The following is a 24327-nucleotide window of genomic DNA, read 5'->3' as shown; positions in this document are numbered from 1 at the left end:
CATTTACCAAATAAATTAAAATTTAACGATGTCGCCTTTAAGCGTTACGCCAGCCATCATTGTGCCTTTATAACAGTCATAAGTCGTCGTACTACGCGTTTCATTTGACTTAAAATAACTCACAATATTGGTCACTGCATTTGCACCTTGTGCTTTAGCATTGTTTTGCATTTGAATAAGCGCTGAACGTAAAACCCAATCACATGAAGCTTCTGCTGATTTAGCAAAACCATTAGTCTTTTTATTGGTTACCACATCTTTTTGAATGACTTTACCACCCGACTTTGTACCACTTAAATAAAATTTTACAGAGCCATCCAAAGTTCCATCTGCTACGGCACGGTCTACAGCTTCTTTAAAGTTTAAATGATGTACTTCATCAGCAGCCTGAACGGTAGCAGTAAAACCAGCACTCAGCATTGCTACCAATAAAAGTTTCTTATTTAACATTGTTGTGTTCCTTATTGTTTAACACGTTTAAAAATAAGTGAAGTATTAATCCCACCAAAAGCAAAATTGTTGCTCATAATAATGTCTGCATCGAGTGCTTTAGGTTGCTGAACGATATAATCTAGATCTCCACAAAGCGGGTCAATTTCATCTAGATTTAATGTTGGAATAAAGCAATTACGGTTCATCATTTCAATACTGAGCCAAGCTTCAATGGCACCACAAGCCCCCAAAGTATGTCCAAAATAACTTTTTAATGAACTAATTGGCTTACGTCCTAAAACTTTTGCCGTCGCCTGACTTTCTGCTACATCCCCCTGATCGGTCGATGTGCCATGTGCGTTTACATAACCAATATCACTAGCCTGCAAAGATGCATCTTTAAGCGCCAGCTCCATACAACGCCCCATCATTTCAGCGTCAGGTTTAGTTACATGCTGGCCATCAGTATTGCTTCCATATCCAATAAGTTCAGCATAGATATGTGCACCACGAGCTTTAGCATGTTCGTATTCTTCTAAAATTAAACAGCCTGCGCCTTCCCCAATCACTAAACCATCTCGTTTTGCATCAAATGGACGTGGTGTTTTTTCTGGCTGATCATTCATATTACTTGTGGCAAATAGAACATCAAAAACAGCCGCGCCCGCAGCACTGAGCTCTTCTGCACCACCGGCAATCATGACCAGTTGTTTGCCATACTTAATTGCTTCATAAGCTTGACCAATAGCCATAGAACCAGAAGTACAAGCACTAGACGTTGGTAAAGTTAAGCCTTTTAGACCAAAATACACGGTCATGTTGACAGCACTTGTATGGGCCATCATACGTATATAAGTGGTTGCATTAATCTTAGTCATGCTCTGATGAAGCAACATGCTTGCAAACTCACCTACAGCCTCTACGCTCCCAGCAGAAGAACCAAATGCAACGCCTGTTTCACCACTGGACAAAATTTCGTGCCCAAGTAAACCAGCATTTTGCAAAGCTGTTTCAGCACATACCACAGACATGAGCGCAACACGCCCCATACCACGGGTCACTTTACGATTAAAATGCTTAGGAACATGAAATGTTTCGACTGGACCACCTAGCTTAGTCCGAAGGTCAACATACTGTTCCCATTCTGGCATATAGCGGATACCACTTTTCGCTGCATTAAATTGAGAAAAAATCTCGTCAGAAGTTTCACCTAAAGAGGTAATCCCTGCCATTCCTGTTACAACAACGCGCTTCATCAGATGAGTCCCCCATTTACAGAGATCACCTGTCGGGTTACATAAGAGGCTTCATCTGAACATAAAAATTTCACTACGCTTGCCACTTCATCGGCCTGTCCCATGCGTTGTAAGGGAATCATTTTAAGTGCATGTTCTTTAACTTCATCGGTGACCATTTCGGTTTCAATCAACCCCGGTGCAACACAATTCACGGTAATTTTTCGCTTCGCCAGCTCGAGTGCCAAGGCTTTGGTCGCACCAATTAAACCTGCTTTTGCAGCGCTATAGTTCACCTGACCACGGTTACCCATAATTCCAGAAACAGAAGATAAAGTGACAATACGCCCGCCCTTACGTAGATGAATCATTGGCATAATGAGCGGTTTTAAAACATTATAGAAACCATCTAATGAGGTCGAAATCACTTCGTCCCAGTCTTGCTCGGTGAGTGCAGGAAAAGCACCGTCATGGGTAAGCCCAGCATTGAGAACCACGCCATAAAAAGCGCCATGCTGCTCTACATCTTGTTCTAAAATTTGCTGAACCGTACTGCGTTCATTTACATCAAACATTAAATAATGGCTATTTTGTCCTAATGCCTGGATCTCTTGTACGACTTGCTCGGCCTCTGCCTGACGCGAACGTGCATGTACCGTTACATCAAAACCAGCCTTTGCCAGTTGTAATGCAATCGCCTTCCCAATTCCTCGACTTGAACCCGTTACTAAAATTCGTCTTGTCACAATGTATTCCTAATTCTTTGTGGTTATTCAAATGGTGATTCTGTTGGCTCAAATACACTTAACGTTGCTTGAACGCAGTGTTCAGCATATTGAATTTCACAGGAAAATTGCCCAAGTCCTTCATGAAAATATTGTTGCTCTATTTGAATGATCAATCGAGAACCCAAGGCGAAATAAGGAATAGGTAAATGTAATTTACGTGTTCCCAATAAAAATCCGACTTTTGGTGCTTGTTTTGACTGTTGGCCTTGCCAGCCTGAGTATGCACTAATGGTTTGTGCCATAATTTCAATGCTAGCCCATGTCGGTAAACCTTCTGCTTCACAAAACATAAGCTCAGGTGTAATGGTTAGCTCAGCTTGTGCTCGCCCTTCTGCAACCTCAGTTAAATGGTCTATAAATACCATTGGCTGCTCATGAGGAATATATTGAATTGCCTCTAGTTTCATTAGGGCTTCACTCCAAAAACAAGACTAATATTACTTCCCCCAAAAGCGAAAGAATTACTCATCACATAACGGATGGGCTGTTTTAGTTCGGTATTTTGCACATAGTTTTGATCAACCAAATCCGGATCAATCTCAATATTTCGATGCAATGGTAGCCAGCTTTGATCTTTTAAAATCTGCTCACAAATAAACGCTTCTATAGCACCAGCCGCCCCAAGACAATGTCCCGTTTTATGCTTGGTACTACTTAAGGCAACTTGATAACCGCCAAAGACTTGTCGTACAGCTTTTATTTCCATGGCATCGTTTTGTGGAGTTGCAGTTCCATGAAGATTTAAATATCCAATATCTTGTGCAGATATATTTGCCATCTCCAATGCGCGCTCCATAGCGATCGCAGCACCTTTACCTTCCGGATGCGGAGCAGAAATATGCCATGCATCCATTGATTCTCCTGCACCCATTAACATGACAGGTGTTTGTTCTTTAGTGAGCAAAAAGAAGGCTGCGGCTTCACCAATATTAATACCATCACGTCCAGCCCCACATGGCTGACAAATATCGCTAGATAAACTCTCTAGGCTATTAAATCCATTGAGTGTGAGTTGGCACAAAGTATCGACACCACCTACTAGTACTGCATCAGCTAAATCGGCTTGTAGCAAACGCTGCCCAGCAGCCAATGCTTTAGCACTTGAGGAACAAGCGGTAGAGATAGTATATGCAGGCCCTTCCCAATTTAAATACTGTTGTAAGGCCTTTGCCAAACAACTCATTTCCTGACGTCGGTGAGAAATGAGTTGTTGAGTTTGTCCTTCAAAATATTGCTTAAGCAATAATTCACTATCGGAAATACCAGAAGTAGAGGTTCCAACCACAATCGCTAAACGTTTTGATGGAAACTTCTCTGTATAACTTTTTAGTTCGGTTTCAATTTTTGCTAAAGCAGTCAGAGCAAATCTTAAATTACGAGAATCGACAGACTGTAAGGCATCCGGCACACTCGAACACAATAGGTGCGTATATTGTCCCACCCAAACATTACGATCAACGATTAAATCATCACGCAAAGTTAAAGTTTGCTGTGGCTTTTGTAATGCTTGTTTGATTTGATCAGGTTCACAACCTAATGCAGATAAACCCACGCTGAACTGTATGCCGACTGCCATTTGAGCAGAATTATTTATAGATGAAACGCTCATGGTGTACTGCTTTTTTGAGGCTGCAAGGTATTTTCAATCGAACTTAGCGTCATGCTATAAGGAACTTGCTGATTAAGTAGTTCGATACTTCCCTGATCTTTTTTGATGTGTAATACAGGCTGTTTATCAATATAAATCACCTGATTATTAGCCTGTTGCTTCATTTCTACAGCTTGTTGTCCCAAGCTCGAAAATTTTGGATAGGTCGCAAATAAAAGATCACGTACTACAAATTCAAAAGGTAATAAGCGCATTTGGTCAATACGCTGCTCTACATGAACTCGTTGCCCATCAAACTGTAATTTAAACAACTGTTGACCAGTCAAGCTCAAAGCGACCATATCCAGTACAGTTCCTTGCTGTTGCTGATAAAGCAAAAAACTAAAACTTTGCTTTTTCCACTGAACTTCAACCTGATCTTGTCTTTGATAAGCTTGAGTTTGCCATAAGGGACTTTGTAAACCTTTCGCATGTGGCATCACTTGGCAGCCCGTAAAACATAGGTAACTACCAAGTAATATCATCATCCATTTGCGCTGCATACTTATACCTCTAATACCTGTTCTTGCATTAAGCCTTCACGACAGTATTCTGCTAGGGTGCTAAGTCTACGTTTGGCATTTTTATGAATTGGGTTTTTTTCGTCCCATGCATAACCCGCCAGTAATGAAGAAATCATAAGGCGAATGCCATCATTCTGATTTTGTGAAAAAACGACGTCCTGAAATTCACCTTCATACCATGACTCAACATAGGCACGAAACACCTGAATACCACGGCGCAGCGGTTTTTCATATTCTTGCAACCAGTCTACCTGTTCACCTTGCAAAACACGCTCAACAAAAGGAACCGCCAAGCTGGAAGATTTTAACGCGATAGTCACACCTGATGAAAACACTGGATCAAGAAACTCACCTGCATTTCCTAAAAGTGCATAGTTGCGGTCTGCCAAATGCTTAACATTGGCAGAGTAGCCCACCAAAGTACGTACTGGTGTATCAAACTTAGCTTGACGTAGTACCTCTGACAAGCTTGGTTCATCAGCTAAAATGCGTTTGAACATTGCCTCTGGCTCATTATCGGCAGCATTTTCAACTGTGTATTTGTCAAAGAAATCTTGTTCAGCCACTACACCAAAAGAAGCTCGGCCATCAGCAAATGGAATTAGCCAATACCATGCACGGTGGTCTTTTTCATGTACAGTAATTAAAATTTTATTACGGTCAAACTCAGGGTCATCCGTAATTCCATCTTCAATATGAGTAAACAATGCACGACGTACCGGAAAGTTTGATGGACTCTCTAAATCTAACAATTTTGGCAAAATTCGACCAAACCCACTTGCATCAAGTAGGAACTTGGTTTGAATTTGATAGCTTTGCTGCTTTTCATCTAATACCGTAAGAATAGGCTGTTCTGGTGCTACGTCTACATCTAAAACTTCATGTCCAAAACGAAGATCTGCCCCATAAGCCTGAGCTTGTTTAGCAAGTAAATTGTCAAAATCGGCACGGCGAACCTGCCAAGTCGTCCCCGGCCCATCCGTAAATTTTTCAGTAAAGTCATAAAAACTGCGTTGTTTACCACGTAAAAAGGCCGCACCATTTTTAAATTGAAACGCATATTGCTCGACATGCTCGCGAACAGTTTCTAGTAAACCAGCTTCTTCTAAAAACGCCATAGATTGCGGTAGTAATGACTCACCAATTGAAAACCGTGGGAAATACTGCTTTTCCAAAACTGCGACTTTATAGCCTTTTTTGCGCAGAAGTGCCGCAGCAGAACTTCCTGATGGACCCGCCCCAATAATCACTACATCAATTTTTTCTAAAGTGCTCATAGCACAACTTTCCTTTTTAATTTATTCAAATTATGAATGGTCTTGTAAATTCACGATATGTTTTTCATCTGCTGGGGTGAATAAAGTCGCATAGATGAATGAGAAAATAACCCCAAATAAAACCGTCAAACCAAAACAGTGAATTGCATACGTATGGCTAAATGAAAGTAAACCAAAGCCAAGTAAGGTCGACATCATACATAAAAATAATGCCATTCCAACTACTTGTGGATGATCATGTCCATGTCGATAAAAAATTGCATAGTCGACACCAATCCCAATAATCAGGAAAGTTGCCATAATACTAAACAAATTAATTTCTACACCTAACCATGCCTGAACAGCAAAAGTACTCAATAACGCCAAACTTACAGGTAGAACTAAAGGCACAATTGAACTTAGTCCATAAATAACGGCTAAGCCTAGTGTTAAACCAATTAACGCATAAATCAGAAGATGCTGAGCCTGTACCCTATGCTCGGCAAACATTTGCGACATTGTTGCAATCGGTTGCTGAAAATGCACATATTGAGACTGTAGCCCTTTTAAAACCTCTGGATGTTTTATTCCTGTCACCATAACCAAGCGCTCATTCGCTTGGAGCTGTAAAAAAGCTAAAGGATGATCTTTAAATACGGCGAAATCCAATAAGGGTTGTTTCGCTAGCTGCTGTTGCCATTGCAAAACATCAGCCACATTTAGCCCCATACTTTGTGCATATTCTTCTAAAGTCGAGCGTGGTATACTTTGTAATAGCTGCACATTATGTTGCTGTTGAACCAACGGTGGAATCCACTGTCCCAAAGCTTGAAACGCAGAAATTTCCCCTTTTGCCTGTAACTGCTGCAACTGTCCAATGAGTTGTTGTTCCTGTTGCTGCATTTCATTTGCAGAGGTGGCTTTTACCACAAAATAATCACTGCCTTGTTGTTGTCCAAATTGTTCACGTACAGTTTGATCTTGCTGCTTTAAGCTCGCATCCATACCTTGCAAATTACGAATATCATCGTTTGTTTTAAGGTAGAAAAGACTAACTGTCCCCGCAACTAAGATAGTCGCGATTAAGCTATAACGTATTTTTGCACGTTGCTGAAACCACAGTCGTGTTTGTCCAATCCATGACAAAGCATGTATTGCTGGCTGGGCATTAAGTGCAGGTAGTCTTGGTAATAAAAGCACACTACTAATCCAAGCCGCAGTTAATCCGACAATTGAAAATACCGCAATCTGTTTAAACCCGGGAAATGGTGTAAAACTCAAAAAGACATAAGCCACCAAGGTGGTCATTAAGCCCATAAATAAGCTAGGCAATAAAGGTAATAAAATCTGGAAACCACCTAGCTTGCGATGCTGAGATTGCATTGCCATAAAGTAAAAAGAAAAATCGACACACACCCCGATTAGACTCGCGCCAAATACTAAAGTGATGAGATGGATTTCCCCAAATATCCAGTGAGTCGCTGCAAATGCAACAAAGCTTCCGGTCGAAACAGCAATAAATTCTGTCGCCATAGGACGTAATGAGCGAAAACCAAACCACACCAGAAAAATAAGACCTAATGTCGAACCAACACCAATGGTCGAAATTTCCTCTTTAGCTGATTGAGTTCCAAAATTCGTAAATAAGATCGTTCCCGTCCAATGGGAATTTAGCCCGATTGCAGCTAATTTTTGTTTGGTCTGATCAATCCAGTTCGATACTTGTTCTTGATAATCAATATTGTATGGGCTTTGGGTTAACTGTAATACAAATAACCGTGAAAGCCCCTGATCATGATGAATAGTCGCAAAGCCTTGTTCTATTTCAATATCTTGCTGCGATGGCTTGGCCAATTGCATGGCATAACGAGTAAACAAGAGTAATGGATCTTGCTTAAGTGATTCTGCTGTCACAGGTAGGCCCGGACTCATCATTTGCATTAAGCTTTGTTCGCTAAGTGCCGAATAATCTTGTTTTTGTAGTAACTGCTGGTCTTGCTCGCTTAACAAACCTACCCGATGTTGATAGAGCTGCTTTGCAAATTGATCAAAATTAAGCTGTGGTTTTAAAGGTTGCCATAATGCACTGCTTTTGGCTTGTACCGTTAAAAGCTCCGTCGCGCGTTGTATTTCAGACTCATCTTTAGCATCCACTACAACAAATACTTTGTTATTGAGTTGCTCATTCATATACTGCTGAGTACGTGCAAGCTGTGGGTCCTGCTGCATTTTCGGCAATAACGCAAAAATATCCGTCTGAATATGGATATCTTTTTTAAGCCACGTTATACCCAACCCCACAGCCATGAGTAAGAGCGCGATTAGCCACAGTACAGTAAATTTATTTTGCCAATTGGAAAAGCGCATACTCGGCAGCCATTAAAGTCGTCGGTTTAGAAGTCTGGTGACTAAAGCGAATTGTGGTCAAATTATTGGCTTTTTCAGTAATCACAATTTGGTTTACATACTGTTGACCTTGAGCATCTACACGCACAAACAGTTTTTTAAATAAGCTACTTTTTGGCGTTAAACTAATATTCCAGCCCGCTGGACTATAGTTTGCACTCACTACATTAAAATTCTTTGCCAAAGCTTGTTCATTGCCTGACATTAACTGCAAAAAGAGTGTTGCAACAGAACTATAAGGCGATTGATCAATTTGAATCTGGCTAAATGTTCGCTGAGTTTTTTGTACCAGTTTGGTTGGAGTAACAATGAGATCCGCCTGTACCGGACGTTTAATTTGCCATGCCACACCATAAGATTTCGCAAATAATAAAGAACCGTTGGATACAAAAGTTTTATTCAAAGACGGTAATTTCTTTTGCTGCTCGAAATCAGCACGGACAATCGGCGTTTGTGCCAACTGCTGAAAAATCTGTGTCACTTCTGTCGAGGCCGCATAAACGGCACTCAAGCTACCCATCCATACTGCGAGACCTATCCCTAAAGTTTTAACAAATTTAGACATCATGCTCCCCTCGTTGGTTGGAACTCAGACCACGCATTTAAACGTTCAAATAAAACCTGAGGTGACTGAAGGCACATTTCACGGTTTGCAATATTTACAGCAACCTGTGTGGTATAGCCTTTGGTTAAACGCTTTCCAGACTTGGCATCAAAAATTAAATAGTCTATTTTTAAACGATTTTCCCATTCTTTTAAAATAGCCCGAACCCGAATCTTTTGTTCAAACTCAATACCATATGCATAACGGACGTGACTTTCTATCACAGGCCATGCATAACCAGATTCTTTCATTTGCATATAGTTGTAATGAAATTGATCAAGCAATTTACAGCGTGCAATTTCAAAATACTTTAAATAGTGTCCATGCCAAACCACATTCATGGTATCAACATCATGAAATGGAATCTCAATGATTACATCCGCATGCATTCGCTCACCTTATCCCATACATTCTGGTTGATTAAACAATTCAAGTTGGTCTAAACGATCAACAATCTGTTGTAATTCGGTTTGTAATGGTCGATCTTCTTCGACAAATGCAAAGCTTTGTAAGGTCCATTGCATAAAGGCTTGTAATGTTGGGCTTAATTGTTCCGTTAAACCTTTCAAATGAATCGCCTGTACACTTGCACAGCACAGCGCTGCAATTACTTGCTGTGTCAGGGTAATCACACGGCTCGCATCACGTGCAGCGATAGTTCCCATGCTAACTTTGTCTTGGTTATGACATTCGGTTGAACGTGAAAAAATTGAAGCTGCTAAAGTATTTTTCAAAGCTTCCGCCGTCCACGCCGATACCCCGATTTGTACCGCTTTAAAACCATGATTCAATGGTAAACGTTCAGCCGTTGCACCAGTTAAATTACGTGGTAAACCATGATTCATTTTATGATCGACTAGCTGTGCAATTTGTCTGTCCATCAAGTCGGCAATATTGGCAATCATAATTTTTAAGCTGTCCATTGCTTGTGCAATGTGCCCACCGTAAAAATGACCGCCATGCAATACACGCATCCCGACTGGATCAATCAATGGATTGTCGTTACTTGAATTCAATTCATTTTCAATAAACTGACGTAACCATACTTTTGAGTCTTCAAAAATACCAATAATATGCGGCGCACAGCGTAATGAATAACGATCTTGTAGGCGTGGGCTCTGGTGTGCTGTTTGTACTTCACTGTTCAGCCAATCACGTAATTGCTTGGCAATCTGTTGCTGCCCTGGATGCGGCTTTTGTGCAAACAGAACTTCATCGAAATGACTTGGATTACCTTCTAATGCCAATACGTTCAGCGCAGTAATCAAAGTACTTGCAAGAGCAATCTGCTCAGCTTTTTTATAATTTAAACATGCAATTGCCGTCATCACCGCAGTACCATTCATAAGGGCCAAGCCCTCTTTCGGTCTAAGTGTTAAAGGCTGTAACTCTTTTTCGGCATATACTTGAGCAACCGGAACAATTCGTCCATCGACATAAACATCACGCTCACCAACTAAAGTTCCCGCAATATAAGATAATGGTGTTAAATCACCGCTTGCCCCCACCGAACCTTCAGAGGGAATAACCGGAATCACATTTTCATTAAGTAACCAAACCAAGCGTTCCAGCAAAGCAATCGACACACCTGAATAACCACGTGCCAATGAACATAAACGAGTAACAACGACTGCACGTGCGGTGATTACATCAAGGTTTTCACCTAAACCACAGCCATGAAAACGAGAAAGATGCAGCGGTAATTCATTGACCTGATGCAATGGAACTTCAACTAAACATGAGTCACCGTAACCCGTCGTTACTCCATAGATTACCCCTTCTTCTTCAAGCAACTGATCGAGAAAATCAGCTCCTTTTTGAATCAGTTCACGCCATTCAGAAGACGCAGGTAAAGCAACCTGACATTCGCCTCTGGCTACAGCAACAACATCTTCAATGCAAAGTGGTTGTTCCCCTACGGTTAACACACGCATGTTATTTCGTCCAAAAATTATAAAAATTAAACCATTGATAAGGAGCTCGCATGCAATGCTGCTCTAATACATTTACATAGGTTCGGGTCACACTTTGCATACTTTCAATACGATGAGCACGCGGTAAATCTACCTGCTCTGAAATGAGATGGATATGCACTTGAAATTGTTGCTGCATGCGATAACAAAATACGGCTATGACTGGCATTTTAAGCAAATTTGCCAAAATCCATGCGCCTTGTGGAAATGCAGCAGTTTCACCTAAAAACTCTAGCTGTTGTACTCGGTCTGACTGCACAGGCACTCGGTCTGCCGCGACAATGACCCACTCACCTTGTTGCATTTTATCTTGTAGCAACATAGCCGTTTCAATACCGAGCTCATCGACCGATAAAAGACAAACATCTGCTTTATCATTTATTTTTTTGAGAAAATCATTAAATTTCGTTGCATGTTTTTGATAAACCAACACATTAATTTTCTGTGGATGGTCTGATTTTATTGCGCGAAGCAACTCAATATTACCAAAATGCGAGACAACAATTAGAGCGCCCTTTTGGTAGTGCTGATGAAAATACTCATGTCCAAAGATTTCTAGTTTTTGCTCTGGAATATTGCCTAACCAGCCTTCAATTTTATCTAAAATACATTCGCCGAACTGCATAAAGTGAGTGTAGCTATTTCCCAAAGTTGGCTCATGTGTAAATGGAGATTTGGCTCCCGCAAAACGATGTAATTTTCGTAAGTAAAGTAATGAAGCTTGTCTTGCTGCAACTGCAAATAACCAATACCACATAATCACAAAGTACAGCACCAATTTACATAACCAGCGTCCACCAAAACGATAAAACCAAAGCATTAACATTAATGGCAACATGCCACCACGCTCTTTAATATCATTCCATTTTGGAGAAGCTGACTGTGTCATGGTTAACCTTGCAGCTTATGTTTTAACAGTTTTGGCAAACGAATCAGCATCCCCATAAATAGAGTTGCATGTGCCTTACTTAGACCTAAGTTGTCTCGCCAAGCATGAAAATGGGAAATCCCCTGCTCTGGATAAACCACTGGCGTCGGGACATTAATAAAAGGGGTATTTTCCCATTTTAAACGCACTAAAATTTCACTATCAAAACCCATACGTGGTTGGAATTTAGCGCTATTCAATACATTAATAGTGCTCTCAAGTGGATACACTCGGAACCCACACATACTGTCTTTAATCTCAAACGATAAACTATTTAACCACACCCAAAAGTGGGTAATGTAACGACCATATAGGCGCTTTTTGGGAATAGAGGCATCGAAATACGGTTGACCAATCACCATCGCATCTGGATGCTGCCCAGACTGTTCCAGAAATTTTGGAATGTCATCCCAGCAGTGCTGACCATCGGCATCGAGTTGTAAGGCATGACTTAAACCAAGCTCACGTGCTGCGCGTAATCCAGTTATTACAGCTTGGCCTTTCCCTTTATTTACCTCATGCTCAATTAAATGAATTTGAGGATATTGCTCTGCCAAGTCTCTTAAAATTTGGCTACACGCATCATCACTTCCGTCATTTACCAACACAATCGGCAGATGAAAACCATCCAAACTAGCAATCAAGTCTGCTAAGAAATGTGGATGATTATAGACTGGAATAACAAAGCCATAGTTGGTCTGCATTTTTAACCCTCTACTTCCGTTTGCAAAGCAAATAATAGTCGTCCTGAAGCTAGAATCTGTTCTGAATCACGTAATTCAAAACTCACCTTATGCTCTTTTCGAGAAAGCTTGAGTTGCTCAACAGCATAAGGACAAATGAGATTTTGGAATTTTAACTGCTCATACCCTTGGCACCAATTTAAATCGGACCAAATTGATTTAGCAAAATGTTGTAAAAAACCTATTTGCCCCACTCCTGGATAAATAGGCTGGTTTGGAAAGTGGCCTTTAAAACATGCTAACTCAGGTGGAAACTCAAGACTAAAAATATAGTCATCTGCACTTTGGCTCTGTGATAGCACAACAGGTTGCAACATCGGCTTGAATAGCGTTTTCAAATAAACTTTATCGAGTTTAGATTGTGTATTTTGCGGTAGCTGACTTAAAAAACGCCATTGACGTGGAATTGCTAAGGTTTCTAAATGATCTTTCAATTGTTGTTTTAAATGGCCAACAAAGACTGCTTTACTCTGCTTTTTCAACTGCTCACGAGCCTGCTCTGTCAAAACCACAATGCAACCCAGCATTTGACGATGCTCATGCTCAAACACCAGTACATGACACTGTTTGACTTCGTCTAAGGCTTGAATACTTTGTTCAATCGCATCTAGACTCAAACGCTTTTCTTCAAGCTTAATAATTCGGTCGGTGCGTCCTAAAAGCTGAAAGCTCTTACACATGTGATCTGCCCATTCAGCACGATCACCTGTGGTAATCCAATCATCTTCATAAGCATGATTACTTTTGACCATGAGCTGATGGTCTTCAATACGAATAGCCACATTGGCAAAAGGCGTCCATACGTCATCATCTTTAGCACGATGGGCAATGCCGCCCGTTTCCGAACTTCCCAAAACTTCAATAATTAAGCAATTGACTAAAGGACGAACGCCACTTTCTAGTTTGCCACCAGAACTAAACACCATCTGGCATTGTTCTAAAACCACATCAGTTGTCCAGCGTTTTAATAAAGCTGGGCTTGAAATCAAATAATTACTTAAACCCAGTGTTTTTAATTGTTTTTGAACTTGTACGACATCTTCTGGATAAGCAACTTGCGGTATATAAAAACAACGCCCTGTTGCAAGAGGTAAAAGTAGCTTAAACAGTAATCCATAAATATGTTGGTGACTCACCGTTGCAATAGCTATAGCATTATTTTCAAAAACAAAACTTTGGCTTAAGCCTTGTACCTCATTGAGTAATTGTTTTAGGGTTCTTGGGATTTTTTTAGGCTGCCCTGTTGAACCAGAGGTATAAAAATAGAGTTGTGTCTGCTCTAAAAAGTCATCATCCAACGTTAAAGATAAGGGAACAACTGTTTCAACACTTTGACGTTTTAAAAAATAAATATGCTGTGCTGCAAAGTCCTGTTCTAATTCACGTACTCGATTTGGCGGTAACAGCACCTGCTTTTTAGCCAATAATGCAGCAAATAATAAAACCAAAAATTCGTAACTATCTGTTTCCCATAAAGCCCAAGTTAAATTTTCTAATTGAGCAATTGCACCAGCTTGTAAAGCCACATCTTGCCAAAAATGATTAAAGCTAGTTGAATGCAGAGCACTGTCTAAGCAAAGTGGCTGAACCGAATCGATGAATTTCTGAAAATGACACTGCATAATTTTGAATTAGTGATTTGAAGAATGTAAACGCTGATGCCTTTTACGCAAAATAAATTCGCCAAGGAATAACATACCCATCAGCACATAAGAAATAAAGCCATTATAAATGACCCAAATTTGAGTCGAAGTAAAAAAAACCGTAATGAATGCAATTAATGCATTACATAAAAAGAAAACACACCAGACCTTAGTGACCTGCCTAGTCCAATGAACTCCTGATGGTGGTAAATCAGGTTCAACCAACCGAGCAAAACGCTCAATCATAGAAGGAGGTTTTAATAAGGTGAATGCAAAAATACCTAAAGCGCCTAAACTCATCCCAACCGGATACAGCTTTAACCATGCATGATCCTGTAGTAGTAAGCTTAAGCCACCACAAACAATAGCGAGGCTGGTTAAAGGCCATAAAAGGTGATTACCTTTACTAAATAAACGTAAAACACCCAGCCCTATAAGCAATGCACTTACCCAGACAAATTGTCCGTGCGATAAACTCCAGCCCACAATAAAGGGATACAGCACGAAAAGTGCTGTAATTATCCCTTTAATTAACATTTTCATTCAGCAGTCATGTTCTGAATAACAGTCACCACATCTAACACAGTTCTTACATTTTTAAAGTCTTCAGGTTTTACTTGTTTACCTGTTAGCTCTTTAATCTTCACTACCAAATCAACTGCATCAATACTGTCTACATCTAGATCTGAATATAAGTTTGAATCTAACTGTACAGACTCAGGTTCGATTTCAAATAAATCTTCCATCCATTCACGGAGCTTTGCCAGTACTTGTTCTTGAGATAACATCATCACACTCCTTATGCTTGCTGCTGCGCTTCGACCAACGCAACCAAACTTTGAACTGATTTAAAGTGCTGTTTGGTCTCATCCGATTCTGCACTTAAATGGATGTTGTAACGTTTTTTCAAAGCAAGTCCTAACTCAAGGGCATCAATCGAGTCTAATCCTAAACCTTCTCCAAATAATGGAGCTTCTGTATTAATATCGGCAATAGTAATATCTTCTAGTGCTAAAACATCAATAATCATTTGCTTTAGTTCATCAGCAAGATTGCTCATTTCAAGATAACTCTTCATCAAAAATTTTGTAAAAACTACGACTTAACTCACGAACTTGTTTAGGTCCTACCGTTAAATCTTCTAATAGATCTTTTACATACACTGCATCTAGTACCTTCACTTCTATATGAAACGGCCGAGATGGTACGTGATACCATTTTTCATTTTTGGTTAATGTAGATGGAGCACATGTAATCACTACTGGGCGAATTGGCACATTTGCACGAATGGCAATATTTGCGGCCCCTCGCTGAAACTCATTAAGGATCACTCCTTTTTCAGTCCGAGTACCTTCCGGAAAGATCAAAAGAGAAGCGGCATTATCCTCTTTTAGCCGAGAAACACAATCCTCGACAAATTGCTTAGAGCCTGCATTTAAAATATAACCTGCACTTTGTACTGGTCCTTTGGTAAATGGATTGCTCCAAAGAGACTCCTTCACCACACAATTAGCCTGCTGCATCATACCAATTAGTACTACAACATCAATCAAAGTCGGATGGTTGGCAATCACAAGTTCTTGGCGACTATTTTCTAATTTTTCCAAGCCTTCTACCGAATAAGTCATAATGCCAAGCTTAACCATCATTTCAGTAAAGCCTTTAAAGCTATGTTTAATTATACTTTGTGCATATTGTTGACGTTTTTCCGGATCGGATGTGGTCACTTTCAATGCAGGTGCAATGACTGCCGCGATTGCCATCCCCCCTACACCAAAACTCGCAAAGCTAAAACCTGTAGCAGCTACCCGCCAACAATAATTACTTTTTTGCTTTAACTTTTTAAGGTTTAGCATTTTTTCCACCCATATTCAGACATAGAAAGATCAGCACTTTGCCAAAAACGAGAAAATGTCAGACCGTCTAATTCATCTGTAGGTGACCATTCAGTAAATTGCAAATTAGGCTGATCCAGACTTACTAAAGCAGCCATTGCATAGGCAGGAAAATCAATAGTCTCGCTATAAATGTTTGGTAAGGGTTCATCGTAGGCTACGACTAAAACCCGCTGAATACGTGGTAAAGCTTTTAATGCAGCGTAAGCTTCTATTAATCCTTCAGTCCATGAACAACTTAGACTGGTAGATGGAGTGTCATCCTGACATAAAATAGAATACATACCAGAAATAGCATTGTGAACTGAGGTAGAGAACTGCGTAGGTGATGGTGTTTGGCCTTGCAGAACATCTTGTAATATTCCCAAAGTTTTGGCTTCATCACCATAACGTGATACCCAAACAATATAATCAACACCCTGTCCATCTAAAGTACTAATTGCACTATTGAGCGCTAATTTAGCCAAGGGTGACAGACGCCTTCTTTGCATGGCGGGAATACACTCAAGTGCCGCGTAAGAAGGTTGGGCATGTGTAAGCGTTAACTGAGCAAGATGTAATGTTACCATGCTAAAAAAGAACCTTAAGCAGCATTATTCTTTCGGAATATAGATTATTTTATAAAAAAATGGATTATAGCATTCGTTATGAAATTTACAAAAAATTACGTTTATCAATCACACTTTTTCATAAATCTTTGTTCTGTCTTAATTCTTTGTAAAAAAAGCCCAAAGAATACTTTGGGCTTTTTTACATTTATACAGATTAACGATTAAATTTCTTTTCCGCTTTTTTGAATTTCTGAATATAACGACGACGGCGCGCAGCTGTACGTTCATCAACTTGACTCTTACGACCTTCAAACGGGTTTTCAGAAGTTTTAAAGTCAATACGAACTGGCGTACCTTCAAGTTTATACACTTTACGGAACACGTTTTCTAAGTAACGACGGTAGTCCGCAGGTGTCTTATCAACCTTGTTACCATGAATCACAATAGTCGGTGGGTTTTGTCCACCCATATGCGCATAACGCATTTTGATACGGCGACCACTAATCATTGGCGGTTGGTGAGCTTCTGTCGCATCACTCAAAATTTGAGTTAATTTTGCTGGTGAAACTTTTAAATTTGCAGACTCATAAGCACGGTGGATAGAAGGATATAATTCGCCCACCCCTGTTCCATGCAGTGCAGAAATTAAATGAATTTTTGCCCAAGGAATGAAGTCAAAACGACGTTCAACGTCAAGCTTACATTGTTTACGGTCGTACTCGCTCATGTTGTCCCATTTGTTAATGGCGATCACCATGGCACGACCAGCTTCAAGCGCATAGCCAATTAAATGTAAGTCTTGCTCAACAATACCTTCACGAGCATCGACCACAACAACCACAACGTGAGCATCTTTCATTGCCTGTAAAGTTTTCACAATTGAGAACTTCTCAATCATTTCATCAACTTTACCTTTACGACGTACACCCGCTGTATCAATTAAAGTGTATTTACGGCCTTCACGTTCAAAAGGAATGTAAATAGAATCACGAGTTGTACCCGGTTGGTCAAATGCCACTACACGGTCTTCACCAAGTAAGCGGTTTACCAACGTTGATTTACCCACGTTTGGACGACCAATAATGGCTAAACGTAAGCCAGTATCTTTATCATGCTCTTCTGGGTTTTCATCTTCAGGAACATCTTGAAGTACATCTTCAAGCATTTGTTGAACGCCACGACCATGACTCGCTGCAACTTGTAATGGTTCACCCATACCAAGTTTATAGAACTCAACTAAAGCGGCTTCAGCATGTACACCGTCTACCTTGTTCGCAACAAGATAAATTTTCTTGCCTAACGTACGGAGTTCACGAGCAATTTGCTCATCAGAAGCTAACAATCCGGCACGCGCATCAACCACAAAAATAATAATATCTGCTTCGTTGATGGCTGTTTTTGACTGCTCGGCCATGTAGTTATCGATACCGCCTTCACTTTCACCGATACCACCCGTATCAACAACAATGAAAGACTTATTTTGATAAGTCGCATCACCATATTTACGGTCACGAGTCAGACCCGCGAAGTCGGCTACAAGTGCATCACGACTCTTGGTAATCTGGTTAAATAACGTTGATTTTCCGACATTCGGACGACCAATGAGCGCAATAACGGGTTTCATACAATAACCTTAATTCAAGACCAGCCATATCTCATGGCATGAGCATTAGAAACAGTACAGGAGATATATTTTAAGGTCAGATATGACCATAATAAAAGACGGGGCTTTGAACTGATTTAATTCAAACACCCCGATATTTTTTAACAGCGTAATTTGTTAAGCGGCTATTTTAGCACAAGCGAACAAAATTAACGATTCTGCCAAATACTTAAATCGCCTTTTCGGGTCGAAACGTAGAGTTGATTCTCAATAACACGTAAAGTATTAACCTCACCACTTGTTTTAGAACGACCTACCAATTTACCAGTTGCTGGGTCGATCAGGTGTAAAACACCATCCAAATCGCCAACAATAAGGTCCGATCCCAACACAACAGGGTTACTTAAATGACGATTCAACAAGCTATCATTTTCCCAAAGCTTTTCGCCTGTAGATAAATCATAAGCAGTCAACTTGCCATCAGTTGATGAAACAAATACTTTATTGTCATAAACTTCTGGACGCTTGGTGCTGCTTGAATCTTCACTCCAAACTACACGTTGAGAAGCCAAATCAGTCACTGTGACTTGACCTTGGAAGCTGGTTGTAACCATGAGTTGGCCTGCAACAACCGGATCACCATCAATATCAATTAGACGTTGAATATCAGAACGACCTTCACTTACCGCAACACGACGTTGGAAACGTGGGATACCACTAATCGTATCAATTGCATAAACATATGCATTTGCAGAAGCAATTAAAACAGTACGTGGGTCAAGACTTACCGGTGATGGTTGACCGCGTAAACTGAACTGAACGTTTGGCAATTTGTATGCCCAAACTTGTTGTCCTGATGACGCATCATGTGCAAATACGGTACCGTCGTTTGCAATCGTAATCACACGTCCAGATTGAACTAAAGAAGGACTTAATAATGCACCAGATAATTGTGCAGTCCATTTTTGTTCACCTGTCGCTTGATCTAAAGCAAATAATTGACCTTTGCTGTTACCTACAACAACAATACCTTCAGCAGCTTCAACACCAGAGCTTAAGCCCAATTTACTGACTTTTTTCTCCCAAAGACGTTGTTTGCCACGATATGCAGCAACTTCACCCTTAGGGTCAAGCGTAAAAACAACACCATCACTAGCGTCAAGTTGTAAACGTAATGGATCTGCCTTATTCGTAGAAGAAACACTGCGCGAAAACACCGGTACTAGAGCCTTTTTCGACTCAGTCAATTTCGGTAGTGGATTTGGTTTTGCTTCTTTTACTTTGTTGCTAGAACATCCCACCAGTACAGCTGATGCGATTGCAATTGCCAAAGGCAGTTTGAATTTCTGATTCATTAAGACTCTTCCACCTGTGTTTCCAAAATTGGGCGCTCAATCTGTGGATCTTCAACTAAAACGCCAACACTTTCGAGTTTAATTTGTAAAATTTGTCGCTCTTGTTTACGTTCCAGTAACGAATCCCATGCAGCTTGATATGCTTTTTTAGCAGAATCAATATCTTTCTTAGCAACAAAGATATCACCACGTAACTCTTCTACTGTTGCTTTAAATGCCGGATCGACATTACCAGACAGGGTTTTTAGAGCTTCATCATATTTGTTTTGCGCTAATTGTGCATCTGCTAAACGCAATTTTACAACCTGAATCAGTCCTTCATCTTTTACTTTTGAGTTTTCAACTTTTTTCAAAGCTTTTTCAGCAGCAGCATAATCTTGTTTTTCATATGCAAGCTTTGCTAATACAAATTGAGTTTGTATCGCCTGAACTGAATCAATATCGTCTTTTACAAGTTTATCTGCCGATGCTGTTATTGAAGCTAAAGCATTTGGATTATCGGCTGTTGCATTTGCTTCATCCATTAACTGCTGTACTTTTGCAGTTTCTGTCTGACTTGTTGCAAGGTTTCTTTTTTGCCAATATTCCCACCCGAAAAAGGCAATCAATGCAATGAGAATCCCGCTAATCATGGCAGAACCATATTTTTTGGCGAACGACTTTAAGCTGTCGAATTGTTCTTCATCACTTAAGCTCATGTGATTGTCCTTTTCCAGATGTTTCAGTTTATTTTGTAAATTTTTCAATTAAGAATGGTACGAGTTCAGCTAGTGCAACTTGTGTCTGCTCAGCTGTTGCCAACTCTTTGATAGCAAGCTGCTGTGCTTCCCATTCACGTTCACCCAAAATCATGGCGTAAACGGCCCCAGCCTGATCAGCCTTTTTCATCTGACTCTTCATGCTACCCTGTGAACCTGTTTTAATACGAATATTACTATTCGCAGCTTCTAACTGATCACGTAATTGTTCTGCCAAAACTAATGCTTTAGCTTGATAAGCTGGCTCTGCTACCAAGAAAACTTCACAATCACGTACAATTTCAGCTTTTTCAACTTGCTCAATCAGAAGCAATAAACGCTCCATCCCCATACCGAAGCCAACAGCGGGTACAGATTGGTCTGCCTTACCTTTTAGCTGACCAACCAAGCCATCATAGCGACCGCCACCACACACTGTACCTTGCGACCCAAGTGCTGTTGTTGTCCATTCAAAAACAGTTTTATTGTAGTAATCTAAACCACGAACCAGTTTTTGATTAATTACAAATTTAACGCCAGCAGCAGTCAAATAATCTTGTAATTGCTGGAAGTGGTTTAGACTGTCTTCTTTTAAAAAGTCATTTAATTTCGGCGCATTTTCCAAAATTTTCTGAGTCGATTCAATTTTAGAATCTAAAATACGTAATGGGTTTGTTGTTAAACGGCGCTGTGAATCTTCATCCAAAGCATCTTTATGTTCATTTAAGAAGGCAACCAAAGCATTACGATATTCTGTACGTTCATCTTTTTCACCTAAAGTATTCAGCTCAAGTTGAACCATATGCGCAACGCCCATACGCTTCCATAACCGAGCTGTCATTAAGATAACTTCAGCTTCAATATCAGGAGTTGCCACACCAAAAGTTTCCACACCAAACTGATGGAACTGGCGGTAACGGCCTTTTTGTGGTTTTTCATAACGGAACATAGGTCCCATATACCACACACGTGGCGTAGCACCACGCAACAAGTTATGTTCAACCAACGCGCGAACACAGCCCGCTGTTCCTTCCGGACGTAAAGTCAGTGACTCAGGTGGGTTTCCTTTATCGAAGAAGGTGTACATTTCTTTTTCTACGATATCGGTCGCATCACCAATAGCACGTTTAAACAGTCCCGTTTGTTCAACGATCGGCAAACGAATTTGTTGGTAACCATAAGCATCCATTAACGATGCTAAATGCTGCTCGAGACGTCTCCACGCTGCTGTTTGCGTTGGTAAAACGTCATTAAAACCTTTGATTGCGACAATTGAACTCATGATGAACTACGAATAATTTCTTTAGATTTAGCTTCTTCAAGCTCTTGAACACGTTGACGAACCATAGTTTCGATTTCATCAACCAATTGATTGGTATCAATTAAATGGCTTTTCTCACCATTACGATAAACCAGTGAACGAGGCGCAGCCCCAACAACCCCGATATCTGCTTCTTTTGCTTCACCTGGGCCATTTACCTTACAACCAATAACTGAAACATCCATTGGCGTACGTATATCTTCTAGGCGCTCTTCTAAGGCTTGCATCACCTGAATCACGTTAAATTCTTGGCGAGAACAACTTGGACAAGCAATAAAGTTAATACCGTTAGAACGTAGGCCAAGCGATTTCAAGATGTCAAAACCGATCTTGATTTCATCTTCTGGTTCAGCAGCAAGCGAAATACGCATGGTATCGCCAATACCTTCCATCAATAATCCACCAAGAGCAATCGCTGATTTCACAGTACCTGTACGGTAAATACCAGCTTCAGTCACACCAAGGTGCAATGGATTGTCGATTTGCTGAGAAAGCAAACGATAAGCATCCATGGTTAAAAACACATTTGATGCTTTTACGCTGACTTTAAACTCATGGAAATCTAGACGGTCTAAAATATCGATATGACGTAAAGCTGACTCAAGCAGTGCCTGCCCTGTTGGCTCACCATATTTTTTCTGTAAATCTTTTTCTAGAGAACCCGCATTCACACCAATACGCATAGAAATACCGTGATGGCGTGCAGCAGCAACAACTTCACGAACTTTTTGATCTGAACCGATGTTACCCGGGTTAATACGCAAACAGTCTGCACCATAGTCTGCAACTGCCAAGGCAATTCTATGGTCAAAGTGAATATCAGCCACTAATGGAACTGAAACACGTTTGCGGATCGCACCAAAGGCTTCAGCTGCTTCCATAGAAGGAACTGAAACACGCATAATATCTGCACCTGCGTCAACACAACGCTCAATCTGAGCAACAGTTGCATCGACATCGCAAGTTTCGGTATTTGTCATACTTTGCACGCTAATAGGTGCATCGCCACCGACATAGACCGAACCAACACGGATTTTACGTGTTGGTCGACGTTTAATTGGGTTCTCTATCATTGTATCGCTCAACTCATGGTATTAGCGGGATAAACGGAATTCAGCTTTACCGTTTACCGTATATGGAGACAATGAAATCTGTTCTTGGTTTAGACTTAATGACACAGCTGTTGCATCATCAAGACGAATCTGGAATGGAGACTCACCATTTAAGGTTAAAGTCGATGCCTGACGACCCGTCGCTAAAACCTTGCCTGTTGCATCTACAATATGAACAGAAGTTGGACGGTTAAAGTTTAACACCAATTGATCACCCGCTGTTGCAGAGGCACTTCCTTTCATAGGTAAAACTTCAACATTAGACTGATTGGCTTTTGGCACATCAGCTTCTTCTTTGTTTGAAGTCCATTTTTGGACACCCATCACAATCAATGACACGACAGCAATAATCAAAATCGCAAGTAACGCACGCTTTAACCATTTTTTGTTACGATCACTATTAGAACCCGGTAATTTACCCATGATTTTAATTGGTGAGTTGTTTAAAGCATGATTTGGCAAAAGACCTGTATCGTTCGCATAAATTTCATCAAAACGCTGAATAATTGCAGTTGCATCAGCATTTAAATATTTCGCATAAGAACGATAATAGCCTTTGATAAAAGTCGCTTCTGGCAAAGATTTATAATCGTCTTGCTCTAACGCACTTAGCGTTTTAAGCGGCATATTTAAATCTGAAGATACTTGCTCTAATTCTTTTTTCTGAGAAACGCGAATTTGACGTAAATACTCACCAGGACGTTGAATATTTCCTAAAGCAGAAGTCGGTAAGCTTGAGCCAGTTGGCTGCTGTGAATTAGGATTTATTTCCATACGGCCTCAGTACTATACTGTAATTGCAAATAACGTTGATATTCTGGACTTTCCGGGAATAAAGCACGTAACTGGTTTACTAAAACTTGCATTCCCATTTTATCCGCATTGGCTCGAGCCACTCTTAAACCAATCCAAAGTGCGCGAGCACCCTGATTTTTCTGCCCCACTGTACGAACGTATTGTTCATACATTTGTGTAGCAGCCGGAATCTGCTGCTGCAAATAAAAAATTTCTGCTAACTCTAACATTGAAATGTAAGAATCGCGGTTAGCAAGGAGTGCTTGTTTGAATGTTTTTTCAGCACTCGCAATATCACCTAATTTTAAATAAATCCGCCCTAGATTTTCTAAGGCTTGATAGCGTTGATCATAACCTAATGTTGCACCAGCAATACGGAATTGCTCAATGGCATCATTATAACGCTCCATTTGGTACAAATACGTACCATAATTATTACGCGCCTGAGCATTATCTGGCTCAGAAGAAATTGCACGTTTAAAATAATGTTCTGCTTTTTCTAAATTGGGTTTACTGCCTTCTTGTTGCAATAAAATGCCCATCATCATATTTGCCGTTGCATCACGGCTATCGACACTTAAAGCTTGGTCAAGGGAACGCTTTGCAGAGTCCAAGTCACCAGAACGAATGTATTCAGCGGCAAGCTGCGTACGCACCTTAACTGCTTTTTCCGGGTCCTTTTTAAGCGTTGGCGAAGACTGACAACCACTGGCCAGAAATGCAACAGCAACCCCCATACATAACATGATCTTTAACTTCGGAGTACTCAAAGTCTGCC

At 40.4% G+C, this 24327-nt stretch carries 25 protein-coding genes and 1 pseudogene; all 26 read right to left on the bottom strand.

Annotated elements, in window-relative coordinates; genetic code table 11:
• Positions 1–15 precede the first annotated feature (15 nt).
• Entirely contained in the window at positions 16–450 is a 435-nt protein-coding gene (locus tag ABLC00_RS02840; protein WP_033846462.1) for a hypothetical protein, read from the bottom strand.
• Between the two features lie 11 nt (positions 451–461).
• Entirely contained in the window at positions 462–1688 is a 1227-nt protein-coding gene (locus ABLC00_RS02835; protein ID WP_033846461.1) for a beta-ketoacyl-ACP synthase, read from the bottom strand.
• Complete coding sequence (locus ABLC00_RS02830; protein ID WP_080775579.1) at positions 1688–2413, bottom strand: 3-ketoacyl-ACP reductase FabG2; 726 nt, start codon at positions 2411–2413, stop codon at positions 1688–1690. The genes ABLC00_RS02835 and ABLC00_RS02830 overlap by 1 nt, the downstream gene beginning before the upstream one ends.
• A 23-nt stretch (positions 2414–2436) precedes the next feature.
• Positions 2437–2862, bottom strand: a complete 426-nt coding sequence (locus ABLC00_RS02825; protein WP_033846460.1) for a 3-hydroxylacyl-ACP dehydratase — start codon at positions 2860–2862, stop codon at positions 2437–2439.
• A complete protein-coding gene (locus ABLC00_RS02820; RefSeq protein ID WP_033846459.1) occupies positions 2862–4064 on the bottom strand; it encodes a beta-ketoacyl-[acyl-carrier-protein] synthase family protein in 1203 nt (400 codons plus the stop codon). The genes ABLC00_RS02825 and ABLC00_RS02820 overlap by 1 nt, the downstream gene beginning before the upstream one ends.
• Positions 4061–4606 (bottom strand): DUF3261 domain-containing protein, encoded by a 546-nt coding sequence (locus ABLC00_RS02815; protein ID WP_033846458.1) that lies wholly within the window; start codon positions 4604–4606, stop codon positions 4061–4063. The genes ABLC00_RS02820 and ABLC00_RS02815 overlap by 4 nt, the downstream gene beginning before the upstream one ends.
• 2 nt (positions 4607–4608) lie before the next feature.
• Positions 4609–5904: an NAD(P)/FAD-dependent oxidoreductase gene (locus ABLC00_RS02810; protein ID WP_033846457.1), complete on the bottom strand. Its 1296-nt coding sequence runs from the start codon at positions 5902–5904 to the stop codon at positions 4609–4611.
• 30 nt (positions 5905–5934) lie between these two features.
• On the bottom strand, positions 5935–8250 hold the full coding sequence (locus ABLC00_RS02805) for an MMPL family transporter (protein ID WP_033846456.1): 2316 nt from the start codon (positions 8248–8250) through the stop codon (positions 5935–5937).
• Positions 8225–8854, bottom strand: a complete 630-nt coding sequence (locus tag ABLC00_RS02800) for an outer membrane lipoprotein carrier protein LolA (RefSeq protein WP_033846455.1) — start codon at positions 8852–8854, stop codon at positions 8225–8227. Before ABLC00_RS02800 ends, ABLC00_RS02805 begins: the two co-directional genes overlap by 26 nt.
• A complete protein-coding gene (locus ABLC00_RS02795) occupies positions 8854–9282 on the bottom strand; it encodes a thioesterase family protein (protein ID WP_033846454.1) in 429 nt (142 codons plus the stop codon). Before ABLC00_RS02795 ends, ABLC00_RS02800 begins: the two co-directional genes overlap by 1 nt.
• Positions 9283–9291: 9 nt before the next feature.
• On the bottom strand, positions 9292–10827 hold the full coding sequence (hutH, locus tag ABLC00_RS02790; protein WP_033846453.1) for a histidine ammonia-lyase: 1536 nt from the start codon (positions 10825–10827) through the stop codon (positions 9292–9294).
• Position 10828: 1 nt separating this feature from the next.
• Positions 10829–11755: an acyltransferase gene (locus tag ABLC00_RS02785; protein ID WP_033846452.1), complete on the bottom strand. Its 927-nt coding sequence runs from the start codon at positions 11753–11755 to the stop codon at positions 10829–10831.
• 2 nt (positions 11756–11757) lie between these two features.
• Positions 11758–12498 (bottom strand): glycosyltransferase family 2 protein, encoded by a 741-nt coding sequence (locus ABLC00_RS02780; RefSeq protein ID WP_033846451.1) that lies wholly within the window; start codon positions 12496–12498, stop codon positions 11758–11760.
• A gap of 2 nt (positions 12499–12500) precedes the next feature.
• Complete coding sequence (locus tag ABLC00_RS02775; protein WP_033846450.1) at positions 12501–14159, bottom strand: AMP-binding protein; 1659 nt, start codon at positions 14157–14159, stop codon at positions 12501–12503.
• A 9-nt stretch (positions 14160–14168) separates the two neighbouring features.
• Complete coding sequence (locus tag ABLC00_RS02770) at positions 14169–14723, bottom strand: septation protein IspZ (RefSeq protein ID WP_033846449.1); 555 nt, start codon at positions 14721–14723, stop codon at positions 14169–14171.
• Entirely contained in the window at positions 14720–14974 is a 255-nt protein-coding gene (locus ABLC00_RS02765) for an acyl carrier protein (RefSeq protein ID WP_170318151.1), read from the bottom strand. The genes ABLC00_RS02770 and ABLC00_RS02765 overlap by 4 nt, the downstream gene beginning before the upstream one ends.
• A 5-nt stretch (positions 14975–14979) precedes the next feature.
• On the bottom strand, positions 14980–15240 hold the full coding sequence (locus tag ABLC00_RS02760; protein ID WP_033846447.1) for a phosphopantetheine-binding protein: 261 nt from the start codon (positions 15238–15240) through the stop codon (positions 14980–14982).
• A gap of 1 nt (position 15241) precedes the next feature.
• Positions 15242–16045: a 1-acyl-sn-glycerol-3-phosphate acyltransferase gene (locus tag ABLC00_RS02755; protein ID WP_080775580.1), complete on the bottom strand. Its 804-nt coding sequence runs from the start codon at positions 16043–16045 to the stop codon at positions 15242–15244.
• Positions 16030–16644: a beta-ketoacyl synthase chain length factor gene (locus ABLC00_RS02750; protein WP_348941097.1), complete on the bottom strand. Its 615-nt coding sequence runs from the start codon at positions 16642–16644 to the stop codon at positions 16030–16032. Before ABLC00_RS02750 ends, ABLC00_RS02755 begins: the two co-directional genes overlap by 16 nt.
• Before the next feature lie 196 nt (positions 16645–16840).
• A complete protein-coding gene (der, locus tag ABLC00_RS02745; protein WP_002053398.1) occupies positions 16841–18250 on the bottom strand; it encodes a ribosome biogenesis GTPase Der in 1410 nt (469 codons plus the stop codon).
• Positions 18251–18438: 188 nt separating this feature from the next.
• Entirely contained in the window at positions 18439–19584 is a 1146-nt protein-coding gene (gene bamB / locus ABLC00_RS02740) for an outer membrane protein assembly factor BamB (protein WP_004883298.1), read from the bottom strand.
• Positions 19584–20282: a tetratricopeptide repeat protein gene (locus ABLC00_RS02735; RefSeq protein WP_002053293.1), complete on the bottom strand. Its 699-nt coding sequence runs from the start codon at positions 20280–20282 to the stop codon at positions 19584–19586. Before ABLC00_RS02735 ends, bamB begins: the two co-directional genes overlap by 1 nt.
• A 28-nt stretch (positions 20283–20310) precedes the next feature.
• Entirely contained in the window at positions 20311–21603 is a 1293-nt protein-coding gene (hisS, locus tag ABLC00_RS02730; protein ID WP_017393917.1) for a histidine--tRNA ligase, read from the bottom strand.
• A complete protein-coding gene (ispG, locus tag ABLC00_RS02725) occupies positions 21600–22715 on the bottom strand; it encodes a flavodoxin-dependent (E)-4-hydroxy-3-methylbut-2-enyl-diphosphate synthase (protein WP_000572095.1) in 1116 nt (371 codons plus the stop codon). The genes hisS and ispG overlap by 4 nt, the downstream gene beginning before the upstream one ends.
• A 21-nt stretch (positions 22716–22736) precedes the next feature.
• Entirely contained in the window at positions 22737–23528 is a 792-nt protein-coding gene (locus tag ABLC00_RS02720) for a RodZ domain-containing protein (protein ID WP_002053491.1), read from the bottom strand.
• A pseudogene (gene pilW / locus ABLC00_RS02715) lies at positions 23519–24253 on the bottom strand (type IV pilus biogenesis/stability protein PilW); the annotation flags it as partial. The pseudogene pilW and the gene ABLC00_RS02720, both read right to left, overlap by 10 nt.
• Between the last annotated feature and the right edge of the window lie 74 nt (positions 24254–24327).

Origin of the sequence: Acinetobacter nosocomialis (assembly GCF_041021905.1) — a bacterium.
GTDB classification, from domain to species: Bacteria; Pseudomonadota; Gammaproteobacteria; order Pseudomonadales; family Moraxellaceae; genus Acinetobacter; species Acinetobacter nosocomialis.
Note: the sequence above shows the minus strand (reverse complement) of the source record. Positions and strands in the feature narration are given on the sequence as shown.

Excerpts from the sequence above, each read along its gene's own strand:
- ABLC00_RS02760 (WP_033846447.1), bottom strand. The coding sequence starts at position 15,240 with ATGAGCAATCTTGCTGATGAACTAAAGCAAATGATTATTGATGTTTTA.
- ABLC00_RS02800 (WP_033846455.1), bottom strand. The coding sequence starts at position 8,854 with ATGTCTAAATTTGTTAAAACTTTAGGGATAGGTCTCGCAGTATGGATG.
- ABLC00_RS02810 (WP_033846457.1), bottom strand. The coding sequence starts at position 5,904 with ATGAGCACTTTAGAAAAAATTGATGTAGTGATTATTGGGGCGGGTCCA.
- ispG (WP_000572095.1), bottom strand. The coding sequence starts at position 22,715 with ATGATAGAGAACCCAATTAAACGTCGACCAACACGTAAAATCCGTGTT.
- ABLC00_RS02770 (WP_033846449.1), bottom strand. The coding sequence starts at position 14,723 with ATGAAAATGTTAATTAAAGGGATAATTACAGCACTTTTCGTGCTGTAT.
- ABLC00_RS02835 (WP_033846461.1), bottom strand. The coding sequence starts at position 1,688 with ATGAAGCGCGTTGTTGTAACAGGAATGGCAGGGATTACCTCTTTAGGT.
- der (WP_002053398.1), bottom strand. The coding sequence starts at position 18,250 with ATGAAACCCGTTATTGCGCTCATTGGTCGTCCGAATGTCGGAAAATCA.
- ABLC00_RS02750 (WP_348941097.1), bottom strand. The coding sequence starts at position 16,644 with ATGGTAACATTACATCTTGCTCAGTTAACGCTTACACATGCCCAACCT.
- ABLC00_RS02795 (WP_033846454.1), bottom strand. The coding sequence starts at position 9,282 with ATGCATGCGGATGTAATCATTGAGATTCCATTTCATGATGTTGATACC.
- ABLC00_RS02820 (WP_033846459.1), bottom strand. The coding sequence starts at position 4,064 with ATGAGCGTTTCATCTATAAATAATTCTGCTCAAATGGCAGTCGGCATA.
- ABLC00_RS02805 (WP_033846456.1), bottom strand. The coding sequence starts at position 8,250 with ATGCGCTTTTCCAATTGGCAAAATAAATTTACTGTACTGTGGCTAATC.
- hutH (WP_033846453.1), bottom strand. The coding sequence starts at position 10,827 with ATGCGTGTGTTAACCGTAGGGGAACAACCACTTTGCATTGAAGATGTT.
- ABLC00_RS02825 (WP_033846460.1), bottom strand. The coding sequence starts at position 2,862 with ATGAAACTAGAGGCAATTCAATATATTCCTCATGAGCAGCCAATGGTA.
- ABLC00_RS02840 (WP_033846462.1), bottom strand. The coding sequence starts at position 450 with ATGTTAAATAAGAAACTTTTATTGGTAGCAATGCTGAGTGCTGGTTTT.
- bamB (WP_004883298.1), bottom strand. The coding sequence starts at position 19,584 with ATGAATCAGAAATTCAAACTGCCTTTGGCAATTGCAATCGCATCAGCT.
- ABLC00_RS02775 (WP_033846450.1), bottom strand. The coding sequence starts at position 14,159 with ATGCAGTGTCATTTTCAGAAATTCATCGATTCGGTTCAGCCACTTTGC.
- hisS (WP_017393917.1), bottom strand. The coding sequence starts at position 21,603 with ATGAGTTCAATTGTCGCAATCAAAGGTTTTAATGACGTTTTACCAACG.
- ABLC00_RS02735 (WP_002053293.1), bottom strand. The coding sequence starts at position 20,282 with ATGAGCTTAAGTGATGAAGAACAATTCGACAGCTTAAAGTCGTTCGCC.
- ABLC00_RS02780 (WP_033846451.1), bottom strand. The coding sequence starts at position 12,498 with ATGCAGACCAACTATGGCTTTGTTATTCCAGTCTATAATCATCCACAT.
- ABLC00_RS02785 (WP_033846452.1), bottom strand. The coding sequence starts at position 11,755 with ATGACACAGTCAGCTTCTCCAAAATGGAATGATATTAAAGAGCGTGGT.
- ABLC00_RS02720 (WP_002053491.1), bottom strand. The coding sequence starts at position 23,528 with ATGGAAATAAATCCTAATTCACAGCAGCCAACTGGCTCAAGCTTACCG.
- ABLC00_RS02815 (WP_033846458.1), bottom strand. The coding sequence starts at position 4,606 with ATGCAGCGCAAATGGATGATGATATTACTTGGTAGTTACCTATGTTTT.